Origin of the sequence: Leeuwenhoekiella nanhaiensis (assembly GCF_002744755.1) — a bacterium.
In the GTDB taxonomy this organism is placed as follows: Bacteria; Bacteroidota; Bacteroidia; order Flavobacteriales; family Flavobacteriaceae; genus Leeuwenhoekiella; species Leeuwenhoekiella nanhaiensis.
The window spans coordinates 545,091-570,315 of sequence record NZ_KZ319288.1 but is presented as its reverse complement, the minus strand read 5'-3'; the positions used below and the strand labels follow the sequence as shown (position 1 = coordinate 570,315).

Annotated in this window: 18 protein-coding genes; 10 read left to right on the top strand and 8 right to left on the bottom strand. The window is 43.0% G+C overall.

Annotated elements, in window-relative coordinates:
* The 6 genes from CJ305_RS06240 (at window position 1) to CJ305_RS06215 (ending at window position 9,280) form a co-directional block, all read left to right on the top strand.
* Window positions 1–2,361 carry a beta-L-arabinofuranosidase domain-containing protein gene (locus CJ305_RS06240; RefSeq protein WP_099645379.1) on the top strand — a complete coding sequence of 787 codons (2,361 nt, stop codon included), beginning with the start codon at window positions 1–3 and terminating at the stop codon, window positions 2,359–2,361.
* Window positions 2,362–2,443: 82 nt separating this feature from the next.
* Window positions 2,444–4,141: a ribulokinase gene (locus tag CJ305_RS06235; protein WP_099645378.1), complete on the top strand. Its 1,698-nt coding sequence runs from the start codon at window positions 2,444–2,446 to the stop codon at window positions 4,139–4,141.
* Window positions 4,134–4,832 (top strand): L-ribulose-5-phosphate 4-epimerase, encoded by a 699-nt coding sequence (locus CJ305_RS06230; RefSeq protein WP_099645377.1) that lies wholly within the window; start codon window positions 4,134–4,136, stop codon window positions 4,830–4,832. Before CJ305_RS06235 ends, CJ305_RS06230 begins: the two co-directional genes overlap by 8 nt.
* A gap of 32 nt (window positions 4,833–4,864) precedes the next feature.
* The gene (locus tag CJ305_RS06225; protein ID WP_099645376.1) at window positions 4,865–6,514 is read left to right on the top strand and encodes a solute:sodium symporter family transporter; all 1,650 of its coding nucleotides are present in this window, start codon (window positions 4,865–4,867) and stop codon (window positions 6,512–6,514) included.
* A gap of 45 nt (window positions 6,515–6,559) precedes the next feature.
* Window positions 6,560–8,071: an L-arabinose isomerase gene (gene araA, locus CJ305_RS06220; protein WP_099645375.1), complete on the top strand. Its 1,512-nt coding sequence runs from the start codon at window positions 6,560–6,562 to the stop codon at window positions 8,069–8,071.
* A 24-nt stretch (window positions 8,072–8,095) separates the two neighbouring features.
* Complete coding sequence (locus CJ305_RS06215) at window positions 8,096–9,280, top strand: aldose epimerase family protein (protein ID WP_099645374.1); 1,185 nt, start codon at window positions 8,096–8,098, stop codon at window positions 9,278–9,280.
* A 73-nt stretch (window positions 9,281–9,353) separates the two neighbouring features.
* Here CJ305_RS06215 and CJ305_RS06210 read toward each other — a convergent pair whose 3' ends face one another.
* The 7 genes from CJ305_RS06210 to CJ305_RS06180 all read right to left on the bottom strand — a co-directional run bounded on the left by CJ305_RS06210 (window position 9,354) and on the right by CJ305_RS06180 (window position 17,493).
* On the bottom strand, window positions 9,354–10,583 hold the full coding sequence (locus CJ305_RS06210; RefSeq protein ID WP_099645373.1) for an acyloxyacyl hydrolase: 1,230 nt from the start codon (window positions 10,581–10,583) through the stop codon (window positions 9,354–9,356).
* Window positions 10,584–10,696: 113 nt separating this feature from the next.
* Entirely contained in the window at window positions 10,697–11,266 is a 570-nt protein-coding gene (locus CJ305_RS06205) for a YdeI/OmpD-associated family protein (RefSeq protein ID WP_099645372.1), read from the bottom strand.
* A 3-nt stretch (window positions 11,267–11,269) separates the two neighbouring features.
* The gene (locus CJ305_RS06200) at window positions 11,270–12,886 is read right to left on the bottom strand and encodes a M1 family metallopeptidase (RefSeq protein WP_223248812.1); all 1,617 of its coding nucleotides are present in this window, start codon (window positions 12,884–12,886) and stop codon (window positions 11,270–11,272) included.
* A 13-nt stretch (window positions 12,887–12,899) separates the two neighbouring features.
* Entirely contained in the window at window positions 12,900–13,358 is a 459-nt protein-coding gene (locus CJ305_RS06195) for an RES family NAD+ phosphorylase (protein ID WP_099645371.1), read from the bottom strand.
* Window positions 13,358–13,846 carry a type II RES/Xre toxin-antitoxin system antitoxin gene (gene parS, locus CJ305_RS06190; protein ID WP_099645370.1) on the bottom strand — a complete coding sequence of 163 codons (489 nt, stop codon included), beginning with the start codon at window positions 13,844–13,846 and terminating at the stop codon, window positions 13,358–13,360. The genes CJ305_RS06195 and parS overlap by 1 nt, the downstream gene beginning before the upstream one ends.
* Before the next feature lie 50 nt (window positions 13,847–13,896).
* Window positions 13,897–15,252, bottom strand: coding sequence for a M28 family peptidase (locus CJ305_RS06185; protein ID WP_099645369.1), 1,356 nt, complete (start codon window positions 15,250–15,252; stop codon window positions 13,897–13,899).
* A gap of 36 nt (window positions 15,253–15,288) precedes the next feature.
* On the bottom strand, window positions 15,289–17,493 hold the full coding sequence (locus tag CJ305_RS06180; RefSeq protein WP_099645368.1) for a bifunctional alpha,alpha-trehalose-phosphate synthase (UDP-forming)/trehalose-phosphatase: 2,205 nt from the start codon (window positions 17,491–17,493) through the stop codon (window positions 15,289–15,291).
* Window positions 17,494–17,598: 105 nt separating this feature from the next.
* On the opposite strand from CJ305_RS06180, the gene CJ305_RS06175 reads away from it, so the two are divergent.
* Window positions 17,599–19,401 (top strand): glycoside hydrolase family 15 protein, encoded by a 1,803-nt coding sequence (locus CJ305_RS06175; RefSeq protein WP_099645367.1) that lies wholly within the window; start codon window positions 17,599–17,601, stop codon window positions 19,399–19,401.
* Between the two features lie 35 nt (window positions 19,402–19,436).
* On the opposite strand, the gene CJ305_RS06170 is transcribed toward CJ305_RS06175, so the two are convergent.
* Entirely contained in the window at window positions 19,437–20,510 is a 1,074-nt protein-coding gene (locus tag CJ305_RS06170) for a hypothetical protein (protein ID WP_099645366.1), read from the bottom strand.
* 93 nt (window positions 20,511–20,603) lie between these two features.
* Here CJ305_RS06170 and CJ305_RS06165 point away from each other — a divergent pair, with 93 nt between their 5' ends.
* From CJ305_RS06165 to CJ305_RS06155, 3 genes are all read left to right on the top strand, one after another.
* The gene (locus CJ305_RS06165; RefSeq protein ID WP_099645477.1) at window positions 20,604–21,503 is read left to right on the top strand and encodes an ABC transporter ATP-binding protein; all 900 of its coding nucleotides are present in this window, start codon (window positions 20,604–20,606) and stop codon (window positions 21,501–21,503) included.
* Between the two features lie 7 nt (window positions 21,504–21,510).
* Window positions 21,511–22,341 carry an ABC transporter permease gene (locus CJ305_RS06160; RefSeq protein WP_099645365.1) on the top strand — a complete coding sequence of 277 codons (831 nt, stop codon included), beginning with the start codon at window positions 21,511–21,513 and terminating at the stop codon, window positions 22,339–22,341.
* A 90-nt stretch (window positions 22,342–22,431) separates the two neighbouring features.
* Window positions 22,432–25,170 (top strand): T9SS type B sorting domain-containing protein, encoded by a 2,739-nt coding sequence (locus CJ305_RS06155; protein WP_099645364.1) that lies wholly within the window; start codon window positions 22,432–22,434, stop codon window positions 25,168–25,170.
* Window positions 25,171–25,225 lie beyond the last annotated feature (55 nt).

Genomic DNA, 25,225 nt, shown 5'->3' with positions numbered 1-25,225 from the left:
ATGAAAAAAATACTTGCAGTATTAGGAATATGGAGTTGGGTTCTTTCTGCGCAGCAAAGCGTTGATTTATTCCCACTCAATCAGGTTGAGGTTACTTCAGGAGTTTTTAAAGAAGCGGCTTTAACCGATTTTGAATACATCAAAGACCTTGATGCAGATCGCTTGCTTGCTCCTTTTTTACGAGAAGCCGGCCTCGAGCCTAAAGCCAAATCCTATACCAACTGGGAAAATACCGGTCTTGACGGGCATACTGCGGGACATTACCTGTCTGCTTTGTCTATGTATTACGCGTCTACCGGCGATCTTGAAGCTAAAGAATTGCTAGACTATTCACTTTCTGAATTGGAAAAGGCACAACAAGCTAACGGTAATGGTTACGTAGGCGGGATTCCCGGAAGCAAGCAGCTATGGGATGAGATTAAAGCCGGGAAAATCAATGCATCAAGCTTCGGTCTCAACAACCGCTGGGTGCCTTTGTACAATATTCACAAGACCTTCAATGGACTCAAAGACGCGTGGCTTCACGCCGAAATTCCACTGGCGAAAGACATGTTGATCGATTTGACCGATTGGTTTATGGGCGTCACTGAAAATCTTTCGCAGGAACAAATTCAGGATATGCTGCGCTCCGAACACGGCGGCCTAAACGAAGTTTTTGCTGAAGTCTATGCGATTACCGGCGATAAAAAGTACTTGAAACTAGCTAAAGACTTTTCCCAACTGGCTTTATTGGAGCCTTTGGCTGCTAATGAAGACATCCTAACCGGAATGCACGCCAACACTCAAATCCCGAAATTCATCGGTTTTGAGCGCATCAATCAGTTGGAAGCAGATCAAGAGTACCACAACGCCGCTTCCAATTTCTACGATATTGTGACTGAAAAACGCAGTCTGAGTATCGGCGGAAACAGCGTTCGGGAACATTTCAATCCTGTTGATGATTTTTCTTCAGTGATGAGCAGCGAGCAGGGGCCTGAGAGTTGCAATACCTACAATATGCTTAAACTCAGCAAACTCTTATTTGAAGACACGGCGGAAGAAAATTATATCGATTTTTACGAGCGCGCGCTTTACAATCACATTTTATCAACTCAGAATCCCGAGGGTGGCTTTGTGTATTTTACCCCGATGCGCCCCGGTCATTACCGCGTATATTCTCAGCCTGAAACCAGTTTCTGGTGCTGCGTAGGCTCAGGGATGGAAAATCACACCAAGTACAACGAACTCATTTACGCAAAAGCGGAAGACAAGCTTTATGTAAACCTGTTTATACCTTCTGAAGTGAAATGGGAAGAAAAACAGGCTTCCTTAAAACAGGAAACCCGATTCCCGGAAGCTAATTTTACAGAATTGATTTGGCAAAGCCGAAAGAAAACCAAAGCAACGCTGATGTTGCGCTATCCGGAATGGGTCGCGGCCGGCGCCTTAAAAGTTTACGTAAACGGAAAGCTTCAGGAGCTTGAAGCCAAGCCCGGAAGCTATATTGCTTTAGAACGCAAATGGAAAAATGGCGATCGCATTAGGATGGAAATGCCAATGCATCTCAGTCTTGAGCAAATCCCGGATGAGTCGGGCTATGTCTCTGTAAAGTATGGCCCGCTGGTTTTGGCGGCTGTGACCGGAGATGAAGATCAGAAGGGAATGTTTGCAGACAATAGCCGTGGCGGTCATATTGCTAACGGCCCGTTTTTGCCTTTGACTAAAGCGCCCACATTTGTTGCAAAAGCTGATGAATCTCTGCTTGACCAGATCAAACCAATTGCGGGTAAGCCTTTAAAATTTACCGCTTCGCAATTGCTGTATCCTGATGCGTATACGGATTTGGTGCTTCAGCCATTTTACAAAATTCACGAAAAGCGCTACACCATTTATTTTAAAACCGAAACTCCTGAAAGTCTTGCCGAAATGCAGCGCAAACTCGAGGAGCAGCAAAAGGCAGAAGCCTATCTTAGATCAATCACACTTGATTATGTGGCTCCGGGTGAGCAGCAACCCGAGTCTGATCACGGTTTTGATTCTAAAGATTCTAACAGCGGTGTGCATCAAAACCGCCACTGGCGCGATGCGACGGGTTGGTTTAGCTATGATTTAAGAAACAAGGATGCTTTGGCTAAAACCTTACGAATTACCTACTACGGTAAAGATGCGGGGAGAAAGTTTGATATTTTGGTAAACGGGCAGGTGATCGCATCTCCTCAATTTGATGGGACGCAGGGCAATTCATTTTTTGAAGTTGACTATGATTTGCCAACAGATTTAGTGAAAGAACACGAAATTCTAAATGTACGCTTTGAGGCCGCTCCTAACGCTGTGACTTCAGGAATTTATGGCGTGCGTTTATTGAGTGAAGACCTAAAATAGAATAGTTAAAATTATTTTAAATGTATCTTTTACATTTTTAATTTGAAAATAGTAGATTTGTCAGATAACAGCAGTTAAGTTTATGAAGAAATATGTTATAGGTCTGGATTACGGCTCAGATTCGGTTAGAGCAGTTCTGATTGATGCTTCTAACGGTCAGGAAATCGAAGCTGAAGTAAGTTATTACAAGCGCTGGAAAGAGCGTTTATATTGTGACGCTTCAGAAAATCGTTTTCGCCAACATCCTTTAGATCATTTGGAAGGTTTAGAAGCCACGATAAAAGCAATTGTTTCCCGAAGTGGAGTAGAAGCCGAAGCCGTAAAAGGAATTTGTATAGATACCACCGGTTCGTCTCCCATTCCCGTTAATGAGGAAGGTACTCCGCTGGCTTTAACTACCGGGTTTGAAGAAAACCCCAACGCCATGATGGTCTTGTGGAAAGACCACACCGCTATTGAGGAAGCGAATGAAATCAACGACCTCGCCCGAAGCTGGGGAGGTGAAGACTTTACCAAATACGAAGGCGGAATCTATTCTTCTGAATGGTTTTGGGCTAAAATTCTACACGTTGCACGTGAAGACGAAGCTGTAAAAAATGCAGCCTATTCCTGGATGGAGCATTGTGACTGGATGACGTTTACCTTGCTTGAGAATGTTTCGTTAGCCGACTTTAAACGCAGTCGTTGTGCAGCGGGTCATAAAGCGATGTGGCACGAGAGCTGGGGCGGCTTGCCACCCGAAGAATTCTTAGGAAAATTAGATCCGTATCTGGCGCAATTGCGAGATCGATTATATACTGAAACCTATACCTCAGATGAGATTGCCGGTACCTTAAGCGCAGCCTGGGCTGAGAAATTAGGTCTTACAACAGATACGGTTATCGCCGTGGGTACTTTTGATGCACACGCCGGCGCAGTAGGGGCCAAGGTTGAAGAGCATACGCTGGTTCGGGTGATGGGAACTTCTACCTGTGACATTAGCGTTTCGGCTCCTGAAGTTACGGCAGATAAGACCGTTCGTGGTATTTGCGGGCAGGTTGAAGGTTCGGTGATTCCTGGCCTTGTAGGTTTGGAAGCCGGTCAGTCGGCTTTTGGAGATTTATTGGCCTGGTTTAAAGATGTTTTGAGCTGGCCTATAGATAACCTTGTTCTGACTTCAGATATACTTTCCGTAGAACAAAAAGAAAAACTTAAAGCCGAAATAGAATCAGACTTCATCAGAAAATTATCTGACGCGGCTGAGGCTATTCCGCATCAAGAGGCCATTCCGGTTGCTTTAGACTGGATCAACGGAAGAAGAACCCCAGATGCGAATCAGGAACTGGAAGCAGCGGTTACCAATCTCAATATGGGTACGCGTGCTCCGCACATCTTTAAGGCTTTGGTCAATGCGATTTGCTTTGGCTCTAAGAAAATAATGGATCGCTTTGCCGATGAGGGTATCGAGATCAAAACCGTTGTAGGTATTGGTGGCGTTGCCCGCAAGTCTAAGTTTATTATGCAATCGCTTGCAAACACGCTTAATGTGCCCATCAAGGTCGCAGCATCAGATCAGGCGCCTGCTTTGGGAGCTGCCGTTTACGCCGCTGTAGCTGCCGGTATTTATCCGGATGTGATCACTGCCAGCCAAACTTTAGGAAGTGATTATGAGGCCGAATATCAGCCACAACCGGAATATTTAGAAATCTTTTCCGAGCAGATGGAGCGCTACGAGGCACTGAGTGCTTTCGTTGAAAAATCTATTGTAAAATCAAAAAAGACATTAGAACATCATGTATAAATCCCTGAAAGAAGAATGCTACGAAGCAAATATGGAGCTAGACGCTTTAGGTCTGGTCATTTATACCTTTGGTAACGTAAGCGCGGTTGATCGTAAAAATGGAGTTTTCGCCATAAAACCAAGCGGTGTACCTTACGAAATTTTAAAGCCGGAAGATATTGTTATTGTTGATTTTGATAACGAAATCGTTGAAGGAACCAAGCGACCATCTTCAGACACCAAAACGCACGCGTATCTCTACAAACACTGGGAAAAGATAGGTGGTATTGCTCATACCCACGCTACCTATTCTGTCGCTTGGGCACAGGCACAAATGGATATTCCGGTATTTGGAACCACACATGCAGACCATTTAACGGCAGACATACCTTGTGCCGCACCTATGCACGACGATTTAATCGCCGGTAATTACGAGCACAACACCGGTATTCAGATTTTGGATTGCTTTAAAGAGCGTAATCTGGATTATAACGAGGTAAATATGGTTTTGCTGGGTAACCACGGACCTTTTGCCTGGGGAGAAACCGCGGCAAAAGCGGTTTACAACAGTAAGGTGTTAGAAGAAATCGCGCGAATGGCGCAATTGACGCTTCAGATTAATCCAAATGCACCCAGACTGAAAGATTCTCTGATCAAAAAACATTACGAGCGTAAGCACGGTAAAGACGCCTACTACGGGCAGGGTTGCTAATTTTTTAAACTAACTATTTACATTTTTATACTATGGGACTAATCACTTTTGCCGCGTTTACACTGTTAGTGGCGGTTATTTCGTATTTCGCGTCGCGCACGACCGATGAGACCACCTCAGACGGATACTTCCTGGGAGGACGTAGTCTTACCGGTCCGGTAATCGCGGGATCTTTACTGCTTACTAACCTCTCTACCGAACAGATCATCGGTACCAATGGTGTAGGTTTTAGTGAAGGGATTCTTATTGCTGCTTATGAGATTATCGCGGCTGTTGCAATGGTCTTTACGGCGTTTGTGTTATTGCCGAAATACTTGAAGGGTGGTATTTCTACCATTCCTCAATTTTTAGAAAAACGCTACGGAAAACTTACGAAAACGATTGTGTCTATCCTGTTTCTGATGGCGTATGCGATCTCGATGCTTCCCACCGTATTGTACTCGGGTGCACTGGCAATAAATACCATGTTTGATCTTCCTGAGCGTATGGGTATGTCGCCTGAATCTGCCCTTTGGGTAACCGTTTGGGGTATTGGTCTTATCGGTTCGGTTTATGCGATTTTTGGTGGATTGAAAGCCGTTGCAGTTTCTGACTCGATCAACGCCGTAGGTCTTATTGTAGGAGGTTTGCTGATTCCTGTTTTTGGATTGATGGCTGTAGGTGACGGAAGTGTCATTGAAGGTATGAACGTATTGACCACAAACCTGCCTGAAAAGTTTGACATTCTGGGAGGGCCTAACTCTTCAGTGCCGTGGACCACTCTATTTACCGGGATGTTGATTGTAAACTTTTACTACTGGGGTACCAACCAGGCGATTATTCAGCGGGCTTTGGGTGCAAAGAACCTTGCTGAAGGTCAAAAAGGTCTTTGTCTTGCCGCTTTTGTAAAAATCTTAGGTCCTATTATCGTGGTATTGCCGGGTATCATTGCCTTCCAATACTTCAACGGAAATCTGGACAATGCTGATGAAGCGTATCCCATGCTCGTAAAAGCGGTGCTTCCCACTGCTTTTGTCGGGTTCTTTGCAGCGGTACTTTTTGGTGCGATTTTGAGTTCATTTAACTCGGCTCTTAACTCGTCTGTGACTCTTTTTGGTCTTGACCTGTACAAACAATATTTCAACAACAATGCTTCAGAAAAGCAGGTGGTACGTGCGGGTAAAATCTTCGGTATTTTGCTAGCTATTTTCTCTATGGCGATCGCTCCGCTTTTATACGGAGTAGAAGGAGGTATTTTCAACTACCTGCAAGAACTTAACGGTTCGTTTAGTGTACCTATCCTTGCAATTATTTTGGTAGGGTATTTCTCAAAACGCGTTTCCGGCAAAGCCGCAAATATTGCGATTGTTTTCGCAGTGGTAACGTATCTGGTAACGCTTTATGTTATTAAACCCATCATCACGGGTAACGCGGTTACGGCTGCAGAAGCAGGAGGTATTACTGATGCTTCAGAACTGGCTATTATTGCTAAGGAAGCCTTCCCAAGTTTCTTACACATTATGGGAATCATCTTTGTCCTGGTACTGGGTATTCTATTTGGAGTAAGTAAAATCTACCCACGTGAAACCGATTATCTGGAGGAGTACACCCGTCAGGTGGATATCACTCCGTGGAAATATTTAAAACCGGCCGGTATTGCGATCTGTGCAATGGTAGCGGTGGTTTACATCTATTTCTCTTAAACTGAAAAGCATCTTAATAAAATTTATACGATTACAACCTATTTTATGAATTACACTATTGAACATCTAGAGGTCTGGTTTGTTACCGGAACCCAGCATTTATACGGTGAAGAAACCCTGAAACAGGTGGCTGCCCACTCTCAGGAAATAGCCGCAGGTCTTAATAATTCGAAAGACATTCCGGTAAAGATTGTTTACAAAGACCTGGTAAAAACTCCAAACGAAATTACCGACCTGTGTCTGGAAGCAAACGGAAACAAAAACTGTATCGGTTTAATTTTATGGATGCATACCTTTTCGCCTGCTAAAATGTGGATTAAAGGTCTGAACCTGCTTACCAAGCCGGTTTGCCATTTGCATACGCAATTTAATGCGGCCATTCCGTGGGATAAAATCGATATGGATTTTATGAACTTAAACCAGTCGGCTCACGGAGATCGGGAGTTTGGTTTTATGATGTCGCGTATGCGTAAAAAGCGCAAAGTGGTTGTAGGTCACTGGCAGGAAGCCCGTGTTCAGCAAAAACTCGGCATTTTTACCCGTGTTGCTTTAGGATGGAATGAGTTCCAAAACCTTAAAGTAGCCCGTATAGGAGACAATATGCGTGAAGTGGCTGTGACCGAAGGGGACAAGGTAGAAGCGCAAATGCGTTTTGGTTTTACCGTAAACGGTTTTGATTCTTCAGACATTGTGGCTAAAATAAACGAGATCAAGCAGGAAGATCTCGATGCACTGCTTAAAACCTATGAGAGCGAATACAATTTGGCTGATAAAATTAAGGAAGGTGGCGAGCAACGTCAATCTCTTGTAGATGCTGCTAAGATTGAATTGGGACTTCGTGCCTTTTTAGAGGAAGGTGGTTTCGGAGCTTTTACAGATACGTTTGAAAATTTAGGTGAACTGAAACAATTGCCCGGTATAGCAACTCAGCGCCTAATGGCTGATGGTTACGGTTTTGGTGGAGAAGGTGACTGGAAAACTGCTGCTTTGGTACGCGCTATGAAAGTGATGGCAATTGGTCTGGAAGGTGGTACTTCGTTTATGGAAGACTACACCTATCATTTTACGCCAAAAGGTTCTTATGTTTTGGGATCACACATGCTTGAGATTTGTCCTTCTATCGCAGACGGAAAGCCGAGTTGCGAAGTGCATCCTTTAGGAATAGGAGGAAAGGAAGATCCTGCGCGTTTGGTGTTTAATTCACCCGAAGGTCCTGCAATCAATGCTTCTTTGGTAGATATGGGTAACCGTTTCAGACTTATTGTAAACGAAGTGGAAGCCGTAAAACCGGAAGCTGACCTGCCGCATTTACCGGTAGCTCGCGTGCTTTGGGATTGTAAGCCAAACCTTGATATCGCTGCAACAACCTGGATTTTAGCGGGTGGTGCGCACCATACCGTGTACAGCCAGGCAGTTACGACAGAGTTTATGGAGGATTTTGCCGATATTGCAGGTATTGAACTGGTGGTAATAGACGATCAGACGCGTGTGCGTGACTTTAAAGACACACTAAATGCGAATGAAGCTTATTTTCACTTGTTTCAGCATAGAATGTAATTAACAACTTAGCTTTTATCATTTATGAATGTAATTAAAAGATTACTGGTCGTTCCTGTTGTTTTGGGAATGGCGTTTACAGCAGTCAACTGTAAAAACGACACCAAGAAAGACGAGACAGCTGTAGTGGAGGAGATGCCAGAGGCATCGATCACCAAATCTGATTTCGGGATGTTTCAGGATAGTATTCCGGTAGCTAAATATGCTTTGGTTAACGCAAATGGAATGCAGGTAGATATCATTACCTACGGAGGTATCATCACCAGCTTAAAGGCTCCAAGTAAAGACAGCACTTTTCAGGATGTGGTTTTAGGTTTTGACAGTCTGGATAAGTATGTGGAAGGTTCGCCTTATTTCGGCGCAATCATTGGCCGCTACGGAAACCGTATTGCTAAAGGTACTTTTGAACTGGAAGGTCAGACCTATCAGTTACCAGTGAATGATGGTGAAAACAGCCTTCACGGAGGTACTGCCGGTTTTGATAAAGTGGTTTGGAATGCCGAAGAAGTAAAAGACGGCGATAATGTAGGTTTAAAACTTACCTATTTGAGTCCTGACGGGGATATGGGATATCCCGGGAATCTGGAAACTACCGTTACCTATACCTTACAGGCAGACAATACCCTTATGGTAAAATATGAAGCAACGACTGATAAGCCAACTGTGGTAAATCTTACCCAGCACTCGTATTTCAATCTTTCCGGGGATTTTGACAAGACTATTTTAGATACCGAAGTGATGATCAATGCAGATCAGTACCTTCCGGTTGATGCCGGTTTAATCCCTACCGGAGAGCTTCGACCTGTTGCTGGGACTCCTTTCGATTTTAATACACCGAAGAAAATCGGAACCGAAATCAATGCTGAAGACGATCAGTTGAAAAAAGGTTTGGGCTATGACCATTGCTGGATTTTAAATGGAAACGGCGGAGAAATGACATTAGCGGCTACCGCTCTTGATCCGGAAAGCGGAAGGTTTATGGAAATTATGACTACCGAGCCTGCGATTCAGTTCTACACGGGGAATTTCCTGGATGGAACCCTTACACAAAAAGACGGGGAAGGCACCTATGCTTACCGAAGTGGTTTTTGTTTAGAAACCCAACATTATCCTGATTCACCAAATCAGGCTGATTTTCCTTCAACGGTTTTAAAACCCGGAGAGAAATACGAGACAACCACTTCTTTTAAATTTTCAGTAAGAGAATAGTTGTAGAAGAATTTTTAAATCAAAAGCCCGCTTCATTACTGGAGCGGGCTTTTTTATACTGAGGGTTTTCGTTTTAATTAAAATTGAAGTTATATACGTAACCCAGACTGATTTCGGTAAAATCTGCCTGACCTAAATTAGCATTGATGTGTCCACCCAGGTATACATTATTCCTGCGTGGTTTTGCAGTAGACCAGAAATAGTATTTAAGTCCCATACGTGCCGAAACGGTACGTTTAAATTCATAATACCAGTCCAGATTTTTATAGGCCAGTTCAGTAGGAGGCTCATCGTACTGAATAATGTAAGAATAGGACTTATTGATGCGGTAATCGAGCGCATAAAACGGTTTGTAAATATTCAAACCAACATTTACTTCAAAACCCACGTGATTCATCAACAATTCACCTGATCCAAATACACCCAGATTAGTAGCATAACCGTAAGGATTATTTTTAAACTCGGGATAGTTTTCCTGAGTAAGCTTGTTGTCAGATTCAATAAAATCCTGATAGTCTTTATAATATCTGTAGTAGGCACCCACGCCGATTTTAAAGGTGTTGTTGATGACTTTTCCGTATGCGATGTTCAGATTATACACCGGCTTTTGCGTATTGAACAGGGGAGCTAAAACGCGTATTCCCAGTCCGGTTTCGGCGTTCAGGTAATTATAGGTTGAGCGCTTAAAGCTTGAAGAATCTTTCTGTTTTTGGGATTCGTCAATCGTGGTATAATTAAGCTGTGCCGAAATTCCACCCATAAAAGAATTCAAACCCTGGTTTGGAAGGCGGGTATGCCCGTTTGAATTGTGGATGTAGCCGAGCCCTAAACGCCAGTTCACTTTGCTTTTTGGCGTGAGCCCGTAATACATAAAAAGTTTGAAATTCCAGTTGAGGTGAGTGCTGATTGCCCTGTTGTATTTATTGGTTTCAAGGTCATAAGTTTCGGTAAAATAAGAGGCACCGGTGCCTACCTGTACATTGAGATCTTTAAATGTTTCCGGTAGCAATTGAAACTCCGCAAACGGAAGTACCGAAATCCCGTAGCCTAAAGCTTCGGGGTTGCCCAAGTCGATAACCCCCAGACTGACACCTGTTTTGGGTCGGTTGAGCCGGTATGCCCACTCGTCTTCGTTATCGGCGTTGGTACTACCCAGGCTGAGGTAAAGCGATTTTTGCAGATCGGTCTCCGGAAATCGGTAATTGGAAGGTGAGGTGATGCCTGCGTTTAATTCGGTTGTAAAAAAACGCGAATACAGGTGATTTTTGGATTGGTCTTGAGCTTTACCTGAGTTTTGGAACATCAGGCAAAGTACTAACGGGATTAAATATCTGTAATACAAGGGACTATAATTTGTGCAAATAAGCAACTTTTAACGTTTAGAAGCAATCTAAAATGTTAAAAAATTTATGCTTTTCACCCCCGGTGTTTTTTATTTTGAGCACAAAGCTTTACAATTTCTTCGACCCGTTTTTGACGGGTTTCTTCCCGCTTGGCCTGGTTTAGCCAATAGAGGTAACTTTTGCGATACCCTTTTGCAAACGAATTATAATTAGATAGCGTTTCTGGATTTTTGTCAAAAGCTTCTCTTAAATCATCCGGAATAATACCATTTTCCACATCATCCAGTAAAGACCACGAACCGTTTTGTTTTGCAGTTTCAATAGCTTCAAGCCCACTGCTGTGCATAAGTCCGGCTTCGGTAAGTTGGCTAACATAATCCTTGTTAATCGCACTCCAGCCACTGCTTGGATTGCGCCTGCAGAAATATTGCTTTCTGCGTTTATCGTCAATTTTTCTAACGGTACTATCTATCCAACCGTAGCAAATAGCAACCTGCACTGCTTCTTCCCAGCGCATACTTTCCTCTTCACTATCTACTCTATAAAAAATCAATTCAATGCCTTCACTACTTGCGTGATTTTCGTGCAACCAGGTTCTCCATTCTGCTGCATTTTTAAAATAATGTAAAGGCCTTTTAGACATGTATTAATTGACTTTTTTGCTTTCTAAATAAAAATTACGGTCTACTGCTACGTCTTCAATAGGGTTTTGAAATTCTTCAGTTTTCCATTCAGCAGTGGGATAAATCCAGCTTTCACTACCATTTACCTGAATTTTTACAGGCATATCAAAACCATCAATAATATCAAGATATCTGAATTTGAGTGTTTTGCCCTCAGTCTTGTATTGCAATAAGGGTATTTGAGTCGTACGTAAATATTGATCCCAGAATTGCGATAAATCAATCCCGCTTTGGTCACTGATGTATTGTTCAACCTGTGCGGAGGTCACGGTTTTGTGATAGAACTCCTTATTTAAACCGCGTAGAATTTCACGCCATTTTTCATCATCTTCAATAAGCTGGCGCACGGTGTGTAAAACATTTGCACCCTTATAATACATATCACCACTACCTTCGTAGTCTACGCCATAAATACCGATGATGGGTCGGTCGTTGCGTATAGCATTGCGTGTACCTATCACATAATCAGCAGCAGCTTCTTTGCCGTAGTGATAATCCAGGAACAGATTTTCAGAATAGGCGGTAAAGCCTTCGTGCACCCACATATCGGCCACGTCCTTGTTGGTGATATTATTGGCAAACCACTCGTGTCCGCTTTCGTGAATTATAATGAAATCAAACTTCAATCCCCATCCGGTTCCTGACAGATCACGGCCTAAGTAGCCATTTTCATACTTATTACCGTAGGTGACATTGCTTTGGTGTTCCATACCCAAATAAGGCACTTCAACAAGTTTGTAACCATCCTCATAAAACGGGTAGGGGCCAAACCAATGCTCAAACGCCTGAAGCATACGAGGCACATCTTTAAAATGACTTTTTGCTTTCTCCAGATTTTCTTTCAGCACGTAAAAGTTGAGGTCAAGCGTTCCGTTTTCGCCCTCATAAGAATCTGAAAAATGCGCGTAATCTGCAAGATCAGCGCTCACAGCGTAGTTGTTTATGGGGTTTTTCACTAACCAATGATAGGTAGATTTGGTTTCAGTTGAAGACGAATCAACCAAACGGCCATTACCTACACCCATAATATCTTTTGGAACGGTAATGTAAAGATCAAGACTGTCTGCCTCATCATAGGGAATATCTTTGTTTGGCCACCAGATCGATGCGCCTATACCTTGGTTGGCATTAGCGGCAAAGGTTTTTCCCTGGGCGTCTTTTTGCCAGGTCCATCCGCCATCCCAAGGTAAACGGGCTCCAACGCGGGGCTTACCTTCAAATTTTAAAAGTAATTGATACTGCTCGCCTTTCTTTTGTTTTTCTTTAAGGGAAATAAAATGCGCCAGACCCTGCTTATCAATTTCGAGCTCTTTACCGTTCTGTGTGGCTCTCAGGAGTTTCATAGGCTCCTGCAAATCAATCTGAATTTTTTCATTAGGTTCTAAAACCGTGTAGGTAACCGTGTTGCTTCCGGAAATGAATTCGTCTTCAGGATTGATGTCAACCTTTAAATCGTAATGATTCAAATCCCACCAGGCACGTTCCGGAGTTATACTTCCCTTTAAAATGTCCTGCTTGCTGAATTCTTTTTTTAGGGATTGTGCTTCGGCACAGCTGAAGTTTAGCAGGCTGAAAACCATAAGCATTACACAGCTAATGGAAGAGACGCTTGTCAAGCGGAAAATGTGTTTGAGATTGAATTTTAATGTCTTTTGCATCGGGATGATTCAGATTGATTAAATAATTAAAGTCACCTTGTACGACTGCCGAAGGTACTTTTAAAATAGCAAATTTGCCATCAGAAATAAACTGGTCGCCAAATTGCTGCGTGTTTAGGTTATAGGGAAAATCGTTCCAAAATTTCGGTAATTCAGAAGCAGGAAGGGTTTTGATGGCCAGGGAGTCCGGAATTTCAATTTCAAGCATCATAAAATCTTTTGGCAAAGCCGAAAGACTCAAATGCACAGCTATTTCTGCAAGCGCTAAAGCTCTGCTTTGGGCCGTGTACAGGATTTCGACACCTTTGCTATTCCATCGTGCGCCGCGTAAAGCAGCCCCTTTACCCGAAAGGCTGTCTGCATATTTTTCACGGGATAAACGGTAAACAATCATTAAGCAAAAATACCCTGATCTATATGATGTAGCTCGTCTAGAACCAGATTTTTGCCGAAAGAATTGCTTAGAAGATCTATAGGCTTAAAATTACCGAGCGCAAAGCTGGGCGTGTTGAGCCAGTCGTAAAATTGCTTACGAGAGTCAAATACCTGAGCTCCTAACTGGGTGACTTCTGCTAATTCAAAGATTTTCTCGGCATGTGCAGGTTTAAAAATGTGATCACCTGCAGCTTTAAAGCGATCTAAAGAGCGTTTTGAAATATTTAAAAAATTTGCCCAGTCCTCATCATCAAAAGGAGACTCTTCCTGGATGAGTTTAAAAATACGATAGGGAACACCGCTGTTTATGGCGTGAACCACGCGCATAGGACTGTCGAGAAAAGTACTGTAAGCCATTGTCGACTCATTTACAGTGCCTTCCTGAGTGGAAATCTCAGAATAGTAGGAATTGATCTCCTCGTCTAAACGTTTGTGTAAATCGCTCATTGGTGACAAATTTCCGTAAAATTAAGACATTTGTCTTTGTTTTGCAATTTTTAGCGCATAATTCCATTTGGGAAAACAACCGGACTTTCGTGACCGTTTGCACCAACAGCCGAAACTCCAAAGAAGTAATTATCAATAACAATCCCTTCTAAGCTGGTTTCTTCAACGTCACCCACATAGCGACAGTAGTCCCATGTGGGAGAGGTGGTATCTCTCCAGTACACTTTATAGCCTATTGCACCGTCTACTTTTGTCCATTTTAGCTTTACATCTGCTTCTACAATTCCGCCAATTTGTACTGTTTTGGGAGCAGGTGGCGCCCAGGCCAGACTGGCCAGATTGATCGCGTTTACTGCGGTGAGTTTTGCTGCATACGGGAAGTTTACGTGTTCTACCACGTCGCCGTAATTTATGCCATCTTCGGTACGAATATCCTGATGTTGCTGGGTATAGTTTTCGTGCGCTTCCATTATGCGTATTCCGGCGAAGCCGAGATCATTAAAAGGACGGTGATGTCCGCCGCGTCCAAAACGATCCAAACGGTAGATCATCATCGGGTTCATTTCGGGCATATATTTTTTAACATTGCCATAAACGTAACGCGCGAGTTGTCTTGAAATACCATCTACCTCGCCTCCGTAAAAGCGACGGGCATTGCGTTCTCTATCGGTTTCTTCCTTAGCGGTTATAGCTTCCGAAAAAATTCTAAAATCGCGGTTGCTTATCACACCGTCAACGCCTTCAATATTACCAATCATATCATTGTTTAGAATCCCAATGATATCCCAACCTTGTTTTACCGCATATTCGGCCAGTCCTTTACCACCAAATAGTCCCTGTTCCTCGCCCGAAAGCCCTACGTAGATAATGCTGTTTTCAAATTTGTATTTAGAAAGTACGCGTGCTGCCTCCATCGTGCCGGCCATCCCGCTGGCATTATCATTAGCTCCGGGAGCATCGGTCTCAAAATCCATAGTATTGCTGGCTCGCGAGTCAATATCTCCACTCATAATGATGTAGCGGTTGGGGTATTTGGTTCCCTTTTGAATAGCCACTACATTAACCACATAGGCTTCTTTTGGGATGCGATTACCCATATCTGGTGTAACCAAATCTTTTTGATAGAAAACATCCAGACAGTCCCCACAGGCTTCTGAAGTTTTATCAAATTCAGCCTTAATGTAACGCCGCGCCGCGCCAATACCGCGTGTATCGCTTAAGGTATCACTAAAAGTGTTACGGGTTCCAAAACCGGCCAGCGCCCGTACATCTTTTTCTATACGATCTGCCGATACCGAATTGATAATACCGTAGATGCGTAAATCGGTTTCTGATGGAACATTGTTTTGAGCCTGGACACTGTAAATACCAAGGGCAACGAATACTAGGGGGAAAATCTTTTTCATATATTTTTTTAAAAGGAATATAAAGAACGTTGAAAATTAATTATCAGCAAAGCGTTTCAGAAGATCGCGCACGCGGTCTGTGTCATCCACATAAAAACGGGCTGCTGTCTTCTGAAGTCCTACTTTAATACTATAGGTATCTTCCGGTAAATCCTGAAACATGTATTCATCGGTCCAGTCGTCGCCAATAGCGAATTTGAAATCGTAATTTTTATCAAAAATATGCTTGGTCGCCGCCTTGCCTTTATGAATGGTACTGTCTTTAATCTCTAACACTTTATTACCATCCAGCACACCGAGTTTGTTATTGGCCGAAAGCTCTTTTAAAACGGTTGAAAGTTCGCTTGCGCGTTTTTCACCCAAATCGGGGTCAGCATTGCGATAGTGCCAGGCCAGAGAGTAGTTTTTTTCTTCAATAAAAGTACCGGCGGTTCGGTCTACAAATTTCTCCAGAATAGGCTTTACGGTTTCCATCCAGTCGTTTTTCAACGCTTCGGTTACGGCCCATTCTCCGCCGATAGGACGTTTCCAGACTCCGTGCTCGGCAATTAGCGTGATGGGTACATCCTGCCACCATTTGCCCAGTGTATGCCGGTCGCGGCCGCTAATGATGACCACTTCGGTGTTTTCCTGACTTTCTATTCTGCGTACCAATTCAATGAGTTCATCATCGGGACTCGCATCATCGGGATTGTTTACAAAAGCTCTTAAAGTCCCGTCGTAATCGAGGAACAAAATACGTTTGTTGGCTTTTTTGTAGTCTTCGAGCATTTGATCTTCCCGCTCACGCTGCATACGCACCGCTTCTACAATATCAGATTTGTGTGTGGTCTCGTGAAGCGCGTGCATAAAATCTTCGGCCCATTTTTCTACATTGTAGCGCTTCAGTCTTTTTTGGAGGAATTTATTACGTTTAATTTGTTCATCTTCGGGCATTTCTATGGCCAGCTTCAGCGCATCGGCGATTTCTTCAAAATTATTTGGATTGATTATGACCGCCTCGCTCATTTCCTGCGCAGCTCCGGCCATTTCGCTTAGAATCAAAACCCCGGTTTTATTGGTTCGCGTAGCAATATATTCTTTGGCGACCAGATTCATTCCATCCCTAATAGGCGTAAGCAATGCCACTTCACAGGTGGTGTACAGGTCAATAAGATTTTCAAAAGGCATAGAGCGGTAAAAGTACCAGATGGGCGTCCAGCTTACCGAAGCAAACTTTCCGTTGATACGCCCCACGAGTTCGTCTACTTCCTTTTTAAGCAATTGATACTGCGGAACGTTAGAACGCGAAGGCACTGCCAGCATTACCAGACGTACTTTTTCTTTAAACTGAGGATATTTCTCCAAAAAGTATTCATAAGCCCTGATCCGGTTTGCGATTCCCTTACTATAATCCAGGCGGTCTATAGACAGGATCATCTTTGCATCAGGGGTTGAATCAATATGCAAATCAAGACGTCGCTGCAATTCAGACTGATTTTTTGCCGTGTCGTGCTTTTCAGCTGCGTCTGCAAACTTTTTGTAGTCAATTCCCATTGGGAACGAGTTGACGGTAATCATTCGGTCTTTTAATGTAATCTCGTTAAAACTGACCTCGTGTCGCAGGATTCGGGAAACCGAACTCAAAAAGTGACGTTGATAATCATAGGTATGAAAGCCGATAAGGTCTGAACCCAATAATCCTTTTAAAATTTCTTCCCTCCAAGGAAGGATTCGGAATACCTCATAGGAAGGGAAGGGGATGTGCAGGAAAAATCCAATCTGCACATCAGGTCGTTCTTTTTTAATCAATGCCGGTAAAAGCATCAGCTGGTAATCGTGAACCCACACCGTATCGCCTTCTTCAATATTATCGAGTACCACTTCGGCATATTTCTCATTTACCCTTTTATAACTCTGCCAGCTCTCTTTTTCAAATTCGGCATATTCAATAAAATAGTGAAACAGCGGCCAGATGGTACGGTTGGAGAAGCCGTAGTAAAAGCCATCTATATCATCCTGATTTAAGGAAACGGGAACACATTGTTCTTCAATTGTAGCTTCAACCACATCATCAACCAGGTCTGCGGGAATTTCTTCTTCGGTAAGTCCGGTCCAGCCTATCCAAACGCCGTTGCCGTCTCGGTGTACCGATTTCATACCGGTTGCAAGACCACCCACACTGGGAGTGGCTTCAATTTTGTTGTTTTCGATTTTTAACTGGAGTGGAAGTCTGTTAGATATTATGATCGTTTTGCTCATAAAAAGAGTTAATGGCGGGTTAGATTTTTCGTTAATGCTTAAATTTCGGAAAAACTAAGCGGTTACGCCACCCGTTTAATAGAACTTTAGAATTTCAAACGTTATATGAATAATTTAAACTACGGTATTATAGGGAATTGCAGGAGTGCTGCCCTCATTTCTGATAAAGGCTCTATAGATTGGTGCTGTTTGCCCAAATTTGACGCTCCTTCGGTTTTTGCGAAATTACTGGACACCAAAAAAGGAGGCTCGCTGGGATTTGAGGTAGACGATGACTACACCAGCACGCAAAAGTATATGTGGCAGACTAACATCTTGCGTACGATGTTTGATGATGGTAGCAATGCTTTTGAAGTCTTTGATTTTATGCCGCGTTATGAGAAGCGCGGCGGAAAGTTCTATGCGCCACCAGATGTGATCCGTTTTATTAGGTTGGTGAAAGGTAAACCAGTATTTAAGATTATTTATGACCCCAAACTCGAGTACGCCGGTTGTGAAACGATTACGGAAGATAAAGGCGGGTATCTCGAAAGTTTTACGGAAGAAGGCAAGTACGACTCGGTATATTTGTACAGCAACATTGAAAATCAAAAAATCCTGAATGGCGAATCGGTTGAGATGTCCGGTAACGTGTATTTGTTGTTGTCCTATCACGAAAAGCTGGTACCGCAAAGTCTGGATCGTGCCTATCTCAAATTTCAGCGTACCAAGGTATACTGGATGAACTGGAGTGACGCGACTACCAAATACCCCAATTATCAAAATGAAATTATGCGTAGCGCTTTAGTCTTAAAGGCACTCACGTATGAAAAATCAGGGGCTGTACTGGCCGCAGCAACAACCTCCTTGCCCGAAGCTATAGGTGAAGAGCGCAACTGGGATTACCGCTTCTGCTGGGTGCGCGACGCCTCGATGGTGATTCGTGTAATTGCAGGACTGGGACACACTAAATCTGCCCGTAAATTTTTACAGTTTATCATTGATACCATTCCTGATAAGGATGAGAAAATACAGATCATGTATGGTATTAACGGCGAAAAAACCCTGACTGAACGCACACTTGATCATCTGGAAGGTTATGAGGGATCAAAACCTGTACGGGTAGGTAATGCGGCTTATACGCAGCGGCAGAATGATATTTACGGGATATTGATGGAAGTGATTTACCATCAGTTCGTCAAATTTGAAACCAGTCTTGAAAACAGCGAAGCGCTATGGACCATCGTTCGCGGCATTGTCAAAATCGTAGAACAGCACTGGAAAGAGCCCGATAAAGGCATCTGGGAGTTGCGTACCGAAGACAAGCACTTTACATTTTCAAAATTACTCTGCTGGGTGGCGGTAGATCGTGCGGTCAAAATTGCCGATGTGATTTCAAATACCCGGGATACCGAACATTGGAAAGACTTGCGCCAGGAGATTTTTGAAGATATCTGCGCTAACGCCTGGAATGAGGAAGTACAGGCCTATACGCAAGCCTACGGCTCAAAAGATCTGGATGCTTCAACTTTACTGATGGAACAATATGGCTTTCTTGACGCTACAGATCACCGCTATGTATCAACGGTACGTGCAACCGAACGTGAATTGTGCAAAGACGGACTCATGTATCGCTATAAAAATAAGGATGATTTTGGCGAGCCCAGCAGTTCGTTTACCATTTGTACGTTTTGGCTGATTGATAGTCTGTATAAAATAGGGGAGTGCGATAAGGCCAAAAAATACTTTGATCAGCTTCTTTCGTACAGCAATCATCTCGGACTATTTAGTGAAGATATAGACTTTGAAACCAAGCGTTTGCTGGGGAATTTTCCGCAAGCCTACTCGCATCTCGCGCTTATCAAAACCGCAGAAAACTTCTCTAAAACGACCAAGCTCGAAGAACCCTTTAAATCAATTTTCTATTAAATAATGGGTGGTTATCAAAACCACCCTTCATTTTTTTAGTACCTGGCGTCAATGATACGCTTCATACTCACGTCTTCATAATTGCGTTTCACAAAATCAAGCGCCGTTTTTACAATCTGACCCATTGAATTAGCACGTTTAAATTTCATATCGTGCGTGTAATCGTAGAGTTGTTTTTTTAACGACTTTAAATTCTCTTCGGTAGAAATGGTGTCTTTAGACATGCATTTTAGCAATCTGCGCAGCCGGTTTTTTGAGGTGATGATCCGTTTGGCGAGTACGGCACGTTCCTCTTCCCGGTATTGCTCGATGGAATTGTCCCTAAGCCTGTTAGAAACCAATTCCACCATTTTGAAATTCTCTTTAAAAATATGAGGTTTATAGACCTTATAATTGCCTTCGTAAGCCTGCTGATCGAAGTCTATCGCTCGTATTTTGTATTTGATATGATCAAAGTCGTGCGTGGGTATCACCACATAATTGTATGAACGCATATCGCCCAGCAATAAGATCATACAACGTTCATTAAACTTTACGAACTCCTTGGCCAGCTGGGCCTTGCCCACATCATCACAATGCGGAAGGTACTCAGATATAAAAACATCACCCGGTATGCCGTGTATATGTTCTTCAATTAGCGTGTCTCTGTAAACCAAAAAGTTGATGCGGTTAGGCGATAATATATGCTCTAAATCAAGCCCATAGATGCGACTGGCATCGGCTTTTTTTACATAGAAGTAAGTATAGTTGTCATTAAAAATATTGTTGATTTTAATGCGGAAGGGCTTTGAATTCCCAAACGTACAATAGTCAATAGAAGCGACTTTTAGGAAGGGTAAAATGTTTTCGCTACCGTCAGAATGCAGAATGGCATACACCCGTTTCAGGCTCTCTTCAATCTCATCGCGCTCGTGTTCCGGATAGTACACACTGATCCATAAAGTGTCGTTATCATTCTTATCGTAGATATTGATTCCGCCCGAAAAACGCAGCAAATCGTCGTAAAACACCGGAATTTTTATTTCCCGGTTGTATTTGGTGAGGTATTCCTTCAGCCTTTCATTGATAGGGTATGAAGGTTTTTTCTTTGACATTAATTTCTCTTCCATCGCAGTGGGGTTTCGGATAAAGGTAAGAAGCTTTTGTAACAAAACCAGCCGCTCACCGTCTTGTTGATGTACGTTAATTCTAAAAATACACTTTTGGAGACAATTCTTACTTTAAATAATCTTACAAAACATTACGGCAGGGTAAAGGCGGTAAACGACCTCAGTTTCACCATCGAAAAAGGTAATGTGTACGGCATTCTGGGACCTAACGGAAGCGGAAAATCAACTACACTCGGGATGGTGCTTAATGTAGTCAATGCGACTTCAGGAAATTATACCTGGTTTGATGGCAGTGACACCACGCACAATGCGCTTAAAAAGGTCGGTGCAATTATCGAGCGACCCAACTTTTACCCGTATATGACCGCCGCCCAGAATCTAAAGCTGGTGTGTACGATTAAGGGAATTGATCCATCCAAAATAGACGAAAAGTTAGAAACCGTACACCTGCTCGATCGCAAAGACAGTAAGTTTAGCACCTTTTCTTTGGGGATGAAACAGCGTTTGGCTATTGCTTCGGCGTTGTTAAATGATCCCGAAATACTCATTCTTGACGAACCTACAAACGGACTTGACCCACAGGGAATTCATCAGATACGGGAAATCATTAAGAAAATCGCTTCAGGTGGAACAACCATACTTTTGGCTTCTCACTTACTTGATGAGGTTGAAAAAGTGTGTTCGCACGTGGTGATTATACGCAAGGGCGTGAAACTCTATGCAGGTCCTGTAGATGAACTCAATGCCAGTCACGGCTTCTTTGAATTGCGCTGCGAAAAGCATCAGGAACTTTTAAAAGCTCTGGAAGCCCATCCCGATTTTGCCTCTTTAAAAGAAGAAAACGGACTTATTACTGCCTTTCTTCAAAATCCACTTTCTGCTCAGGAACTTAACCGCTATCTGTTTGATCAGGGTATTGTACTCTCGCATCTGGTGATGCGCAAGCAAAGTCTTGAAGAACAATTTTTACAACTTACTTCCCAATTAAACTAAGCTTTTTATGTTACGACTTTTAACTATAGAATTTTACAAACTCAAACACAGCCGTTCTTCAAAGGTGCTTAGTATTGCTTACTTTGTAATTTTGTCCTTCATCGCTTTGATCGCTTCGATCGAGTTTAATATTGGAGACATTCAGGTGCGTATTGCAGATCAGGGAATTTTTAATTTTCCCTTTATCTGGCATTTCAACACCTGGGTCGCGGCTACTTTAAAGTTTTTTCTGGCGATTGTGATTGTTTCGATGATTTCTAATGAATACAGCAACCGCACATTAAAGCAGAATCTTATTGACGGTCTGAGTAAAAAGGAATTCATCCTGTCCAAGTTTTATACTGTGGTAGCTTTTTCACTGCTTTCTACAGTGTTTATTCTGATTATGACGCTTATTTTGGGTTATTCTTTTTCAGATTATACCGAGTTTAGTATCGTAACCCGGGAGATGGAGTTTTTAGTTGCTTACTTCCTTAAACTGGTAGGTTTTTTCTCGTTCTGTTTGTTTCTGGGAGTCCTGGTTAAGCGATCGGCTTTTGCGTTGGGCTTCTTGTTTGTATGGTGGATATTTGAAAACATCACCTACGGCATTTTACGCTGGAAGATTTCTGAAAACCTTGCCGATACTGTGGTACAATTCTTTCCGCTGGAATCGATGAAAAACCTGATTAATCTGCCTTTCCAACGCCTTAGTTTTATTGAGACTGCGGCAAATCAATTGCAGGCGGATATCTCTATAGATTATGCGGTGCATTGGTATGAGGTAGCCATTGTTTCGGTTTGGATTTTCATTTTTATATATACGTCTTATGCCTTGTTAAAAAAGCGGGATTTGTAAAGTGAATTTGAACTGAAATATTCAGGCTTTCATCCAGAGGCTTTTAGGTTTTGATACTTAAAACGTACCTTACCAGAAAATTGCTGTCCCTTGAAGTTTAAAAGATTACGATTTGCTTTTTCTTTGGTTTGTGCCTGTATGTTGTTGGTTTGCAGCGATGCTTTCGCTCAGGGTCAGGCTAACAATTGGTATTTCGGTTACGGTGCCGGTTTAAACTTTAGCACGGGTAGCCCCAGACCGCTTACTGATGGCAGTCTTTATACTTTAGAAGGTTGTGCCAGTATTTCAAGTGAAAACGGAAATTTGCTTTTTTATACTGATGGAATTACCGTTTACCGTGCCGACCACAGTATTATGCCAAACGGAAATGGCTTGCTAGGAGACCCTTCAAGCACCCAGTCTGCCATAATTATTTCTCAGCCTGATACTCCGGGGATTTACTACATTTTTACGGTAGATACCGTGACGCAGGAAGGAGAGGTTAATGAAGGGGTGAACTATACGGTGGTTGATTTTAATCAGGATCCTGAAGGTGTTGTTACGCAAAAGAACGTTAATCTTTTGGCCTACGGGGCCGAAAAGCTAAGTGCTGTAATCAAGAGCTGTACGGATAATAGTGTCTGGATTGTGATGCTGTCTTCTTCAAATGGAAACCAGGGACTTCTGGATACTTTTTATGCCTATGAGTTAAGCCGAAACGGACTCAGAACTACTCCTGTACGATCAGCAGCCGGATTTTCGGTAGAGGATCCAAGAGGAAATCTGAAGTTTTCACCCGATGGAACCCAATTGGCCTGTGCGAATAGCGCAGAAGGTTTATATTTGGCAGATTTCAATTCGCTTACCGGAAGGGTTTCAAACTCCAGAAGACTGGTTATTGATGGCTTTAATTATGCACCTTATGGTGTGGAGTTTTCGCCTAACAACCGCTTTCTCTATTGTCACAGCTCAAATAACGAAAGTGCTCGCGAACCTGCTTCCAGTCATTTTTCATCACTGATACAATACGATACGCAAGCAGCAGATATTAGTGCCAGTCAGGTCTTGCTTGATCAGCAAAATCTATATAGAGGAAGCCTGCAGTTAGCCCCGGATGGAAAAATTTACCGTACCCTAAGCAGAGGTTATCAGGAAGGTTCAACCTATCTAGGGGTTATTGACGCTCCTAATGAGGCCGGTACAGCAGCTATTTATAGAGATCGCGCCATATTTTTAGATACCGGTATCAGCCATCAGGGATTACCTCCTTTCAATCAGTCTTTATTTAATGAGCTTGATATTATTCAAAACGACGTAAGCTCCCGCCAACTTGCTTTGTGTGACGGAGATGTATATACCTTGCAGTATGAGCCTGTAATGGGAGCGACTTATTCGTGGTTTCGTAACGATAATGAGCTACGCAGCGCAACTGATTACCGGTTGACAATCCGCCAGCCGGCAGGGGTAAGCCTGCCTTATACAGAAACCTATAGATTTGTTCTCGATCTGAATGATGGAAGCTGCGAGAAAGTAGGTATCGCTGAGGTTACTTATTATCCCTATCAGCGTGCCGTGCCAAATGTAAGACTCGTGCAGTGTGAGGATTCTGAAACAGCAGATGGCTTCAGTATTTTCAATTTAGATCAGGCTAACGACCAGCTTACAGATGGTCTTGACGGATTTGATGTAACCTACCATTACACACAGAGTGATGCGACTAACGATCGTAACCCCATTGATCCTTTTGGCTATGAAAACACGGCTCCGACTGAAGTACTTTGGGCTCGTATTTTCAGTCCGGCGGGTTGTGCAACCGTAAATTCGTTGACCCTCGAAGTGAGTTCGACTCAGGCCTCAAACGCTTTAATCGAGCAATGTGATTTAGATGATACCGGTTTTGCGGAGTTTGATTTAAGTCTGGCCGATGATCAGGTTCTGGGGACTAGCAGTGGTACTCTAGACGTTAATTATTATTTATCAGAGCGGGGCGCACTCCTTGAAGATGAAGACGAACTTCTTCCGGTTTTATATACCAATTCTGTAGCCTATGAGCAGGAAGTTTTTGCCCGTGTTGAAAATAACAATGCCTGTTTTGCTATTAGTCCGGTTAACCTTCAGGTTTTGGCCAGACCTCAATTCAGCCTTCCTCAAAGTCAGTTTTACTGCGCTACAAATTTCCCGGCATTGCAAACCTTTAGTCCTGATTATTCTGAACTGGATCCATCACAGAATTACAGCTACGAATGGATGCCGGAGGGACAGACCACACCGGAGTTGTCCACCAATCTGACCGGCGAGCATACCCTCCGCGTAACCAATTTGGCCACGGGCTGTTTTCGCGAGGAAAGCTTCTTAATTGAAGAAAAAGAGCTGGCAACCATTGATAACATAGAGGTTACTGATGCTACCGAAAACAATATTGCCATTATCTCTTTCTCGGGGAATGGAGAGTACGAACTGGCTCTGGATGATCCGCTTGGTCCTTATCAGGAGGACAGCACTTTTGAAGGGCTACAGCCCGGTTTTCATACGGTTTACATTCGGTCTAAAGAAGGTTGTGGTATTGTGGAGCAGGAATTCAGCATTATTGGTTTTCCCAAGTTTTTTACTCCGAATGGAGACGGTTACCATGATTACTGGAATGTAAAGGGAATTAGCGATCTCGTTCAGTCGGGAACTTCGGTACGGGTTTTTAACCGCTTTGGTAAACTGATTAAAGAACTGGACCCAACCTCTTCAGGTTGGGATGGTACATTTGGCGGCGAGAATCTTCCGGCAGATGACTACTGGTTTCGGATTCTGCTTGAGGATGGCCGGGAATTCAAATCGCATTTTACCCTCAAGCGATAATCGCTACATCATCTTTTAGTATTTCTTTTCGGCTTTAAAAAGTTTAAGTGCGTAA

What these genes read in the sequence shown, in the direction of transcription:
- CJ305_RS06240 (WP_099645379.1), top strand. Translation starts at nt 1, where the DNA reads ATGAAAAAAATACTTGCAGTATTAGGAATATGGAGTTGGGTTCTTTCT.
- CJ305_RS06235 (WP_099645378.1), top strand. Translation starts at nt 2,444, where the DNA reads ATGAAGAAATATGTTATAGGTCTGGATTACGGCTCAGATTCGGTTAGA.
- CJ305_RS06230 (WP_099645377.1), top strand. Translation starts at nt 4,134, where the DNA reads ATGTATAAATCCCTGAAAGAAGAATGCTACGAAGCAAATATGGAGCTA.
- CJ305_RS06225 (WP_099645376.1), top strand. Translation starts at nt 4,865, where the DNA reads ATGGGACTAATCACTTTTGCCGCGTTTACACTGTTAGTGGCGGTTATT.
- araA (WP_099645375.1), top strand. Translation starts at nt 6,560, where the DNA reads ATGAATTACACTATTGAACATCTAGAGGTCTGGTTTGTTACCGGAACC.
- CJ305_RS06215 (WP_099645374.1), top strand. Translation starts at nt 8,096, where the DNA reads ATGAATGTAATTAAAAGATTACTGGTCGTTCCTGTTGTTTTGGGAATG.
- CJ305_RS06210 (WP_099645373.1), bottom strand. Translation starts at nt 10,583, where the DNA reads ATGTTCCAAAACTCAGGTAAAGCTCAAGACCAATCCAAAAATCACCTG.
- CJ305_RS06205 (WP_099645372.1), bottom strand. Translation starts at nt 11,266, where the DNA reads ATGTCTAAAAGGCCTTTACATTATTTTAAAAATGCAGCAGAATGGAGA.
- CJ305_RS06200 (WP_223248812.1), bottom strand. Translation starts at nt 12,886, where the DNA reads ATGGTTTTCAGCCTGCTAAACTTCAGCTGTGCCGAAGCACAATCCCTA.
- CJ305_RS06195 (WP_099645371.1), bottom strand. Translation starts at nt 13,358, where the DNA reads ATGATTGTTTACCGTTTATCCCGTGAAAAATATGCAGACAGCCTTTCG.
- parS (WP_099645370.1), bottom strand. Translation starts at nt 13,846, where the DNA reads ATGAGCGATTTACACAAACGTTTAGACGAGGAGATCAATTCCTACTAT.
- CJ305_RS06185 (WP_099645369.1), bottom strand. Translation starts at nt 15,252, where the DNA reads ATGAAAAAGATTTTCCCCCTAGTATTCGTTGCCCTTGGTATTTACAGT.
- CJ305_RS06180 (WP_099645368.1), bottom strand. Translation starts at nt 17,493, where the DNA reads ATGAGCAAAACGATCATAATATCTAACAGACTTCCACTCCAGTTAAAA.
- CJ305_RS06175 (WP_099645367.1), top strand. Translation starts at nt 17,599, where the DNA reads ATGAATAATTTAAACTACGGTATTATAGGGAATTGCAGGAGTGCTGCC.
- CJ305_RS06170 (WP_099645366.1), bottom strand. Translation starts at nt 20,510, where the DNA reads ATGGAAGAGAAATTAATGTCAAAGAAAAAACCTTCATACCCTATCAAT.
- CJ305_RS06160 (WP_099645365.1), top strand. Translation starts at nt 21,511, where the DNA reads ATGTTACGACTTTTAACTATAGAATTTTACAAACTCAAACACAGCCGT.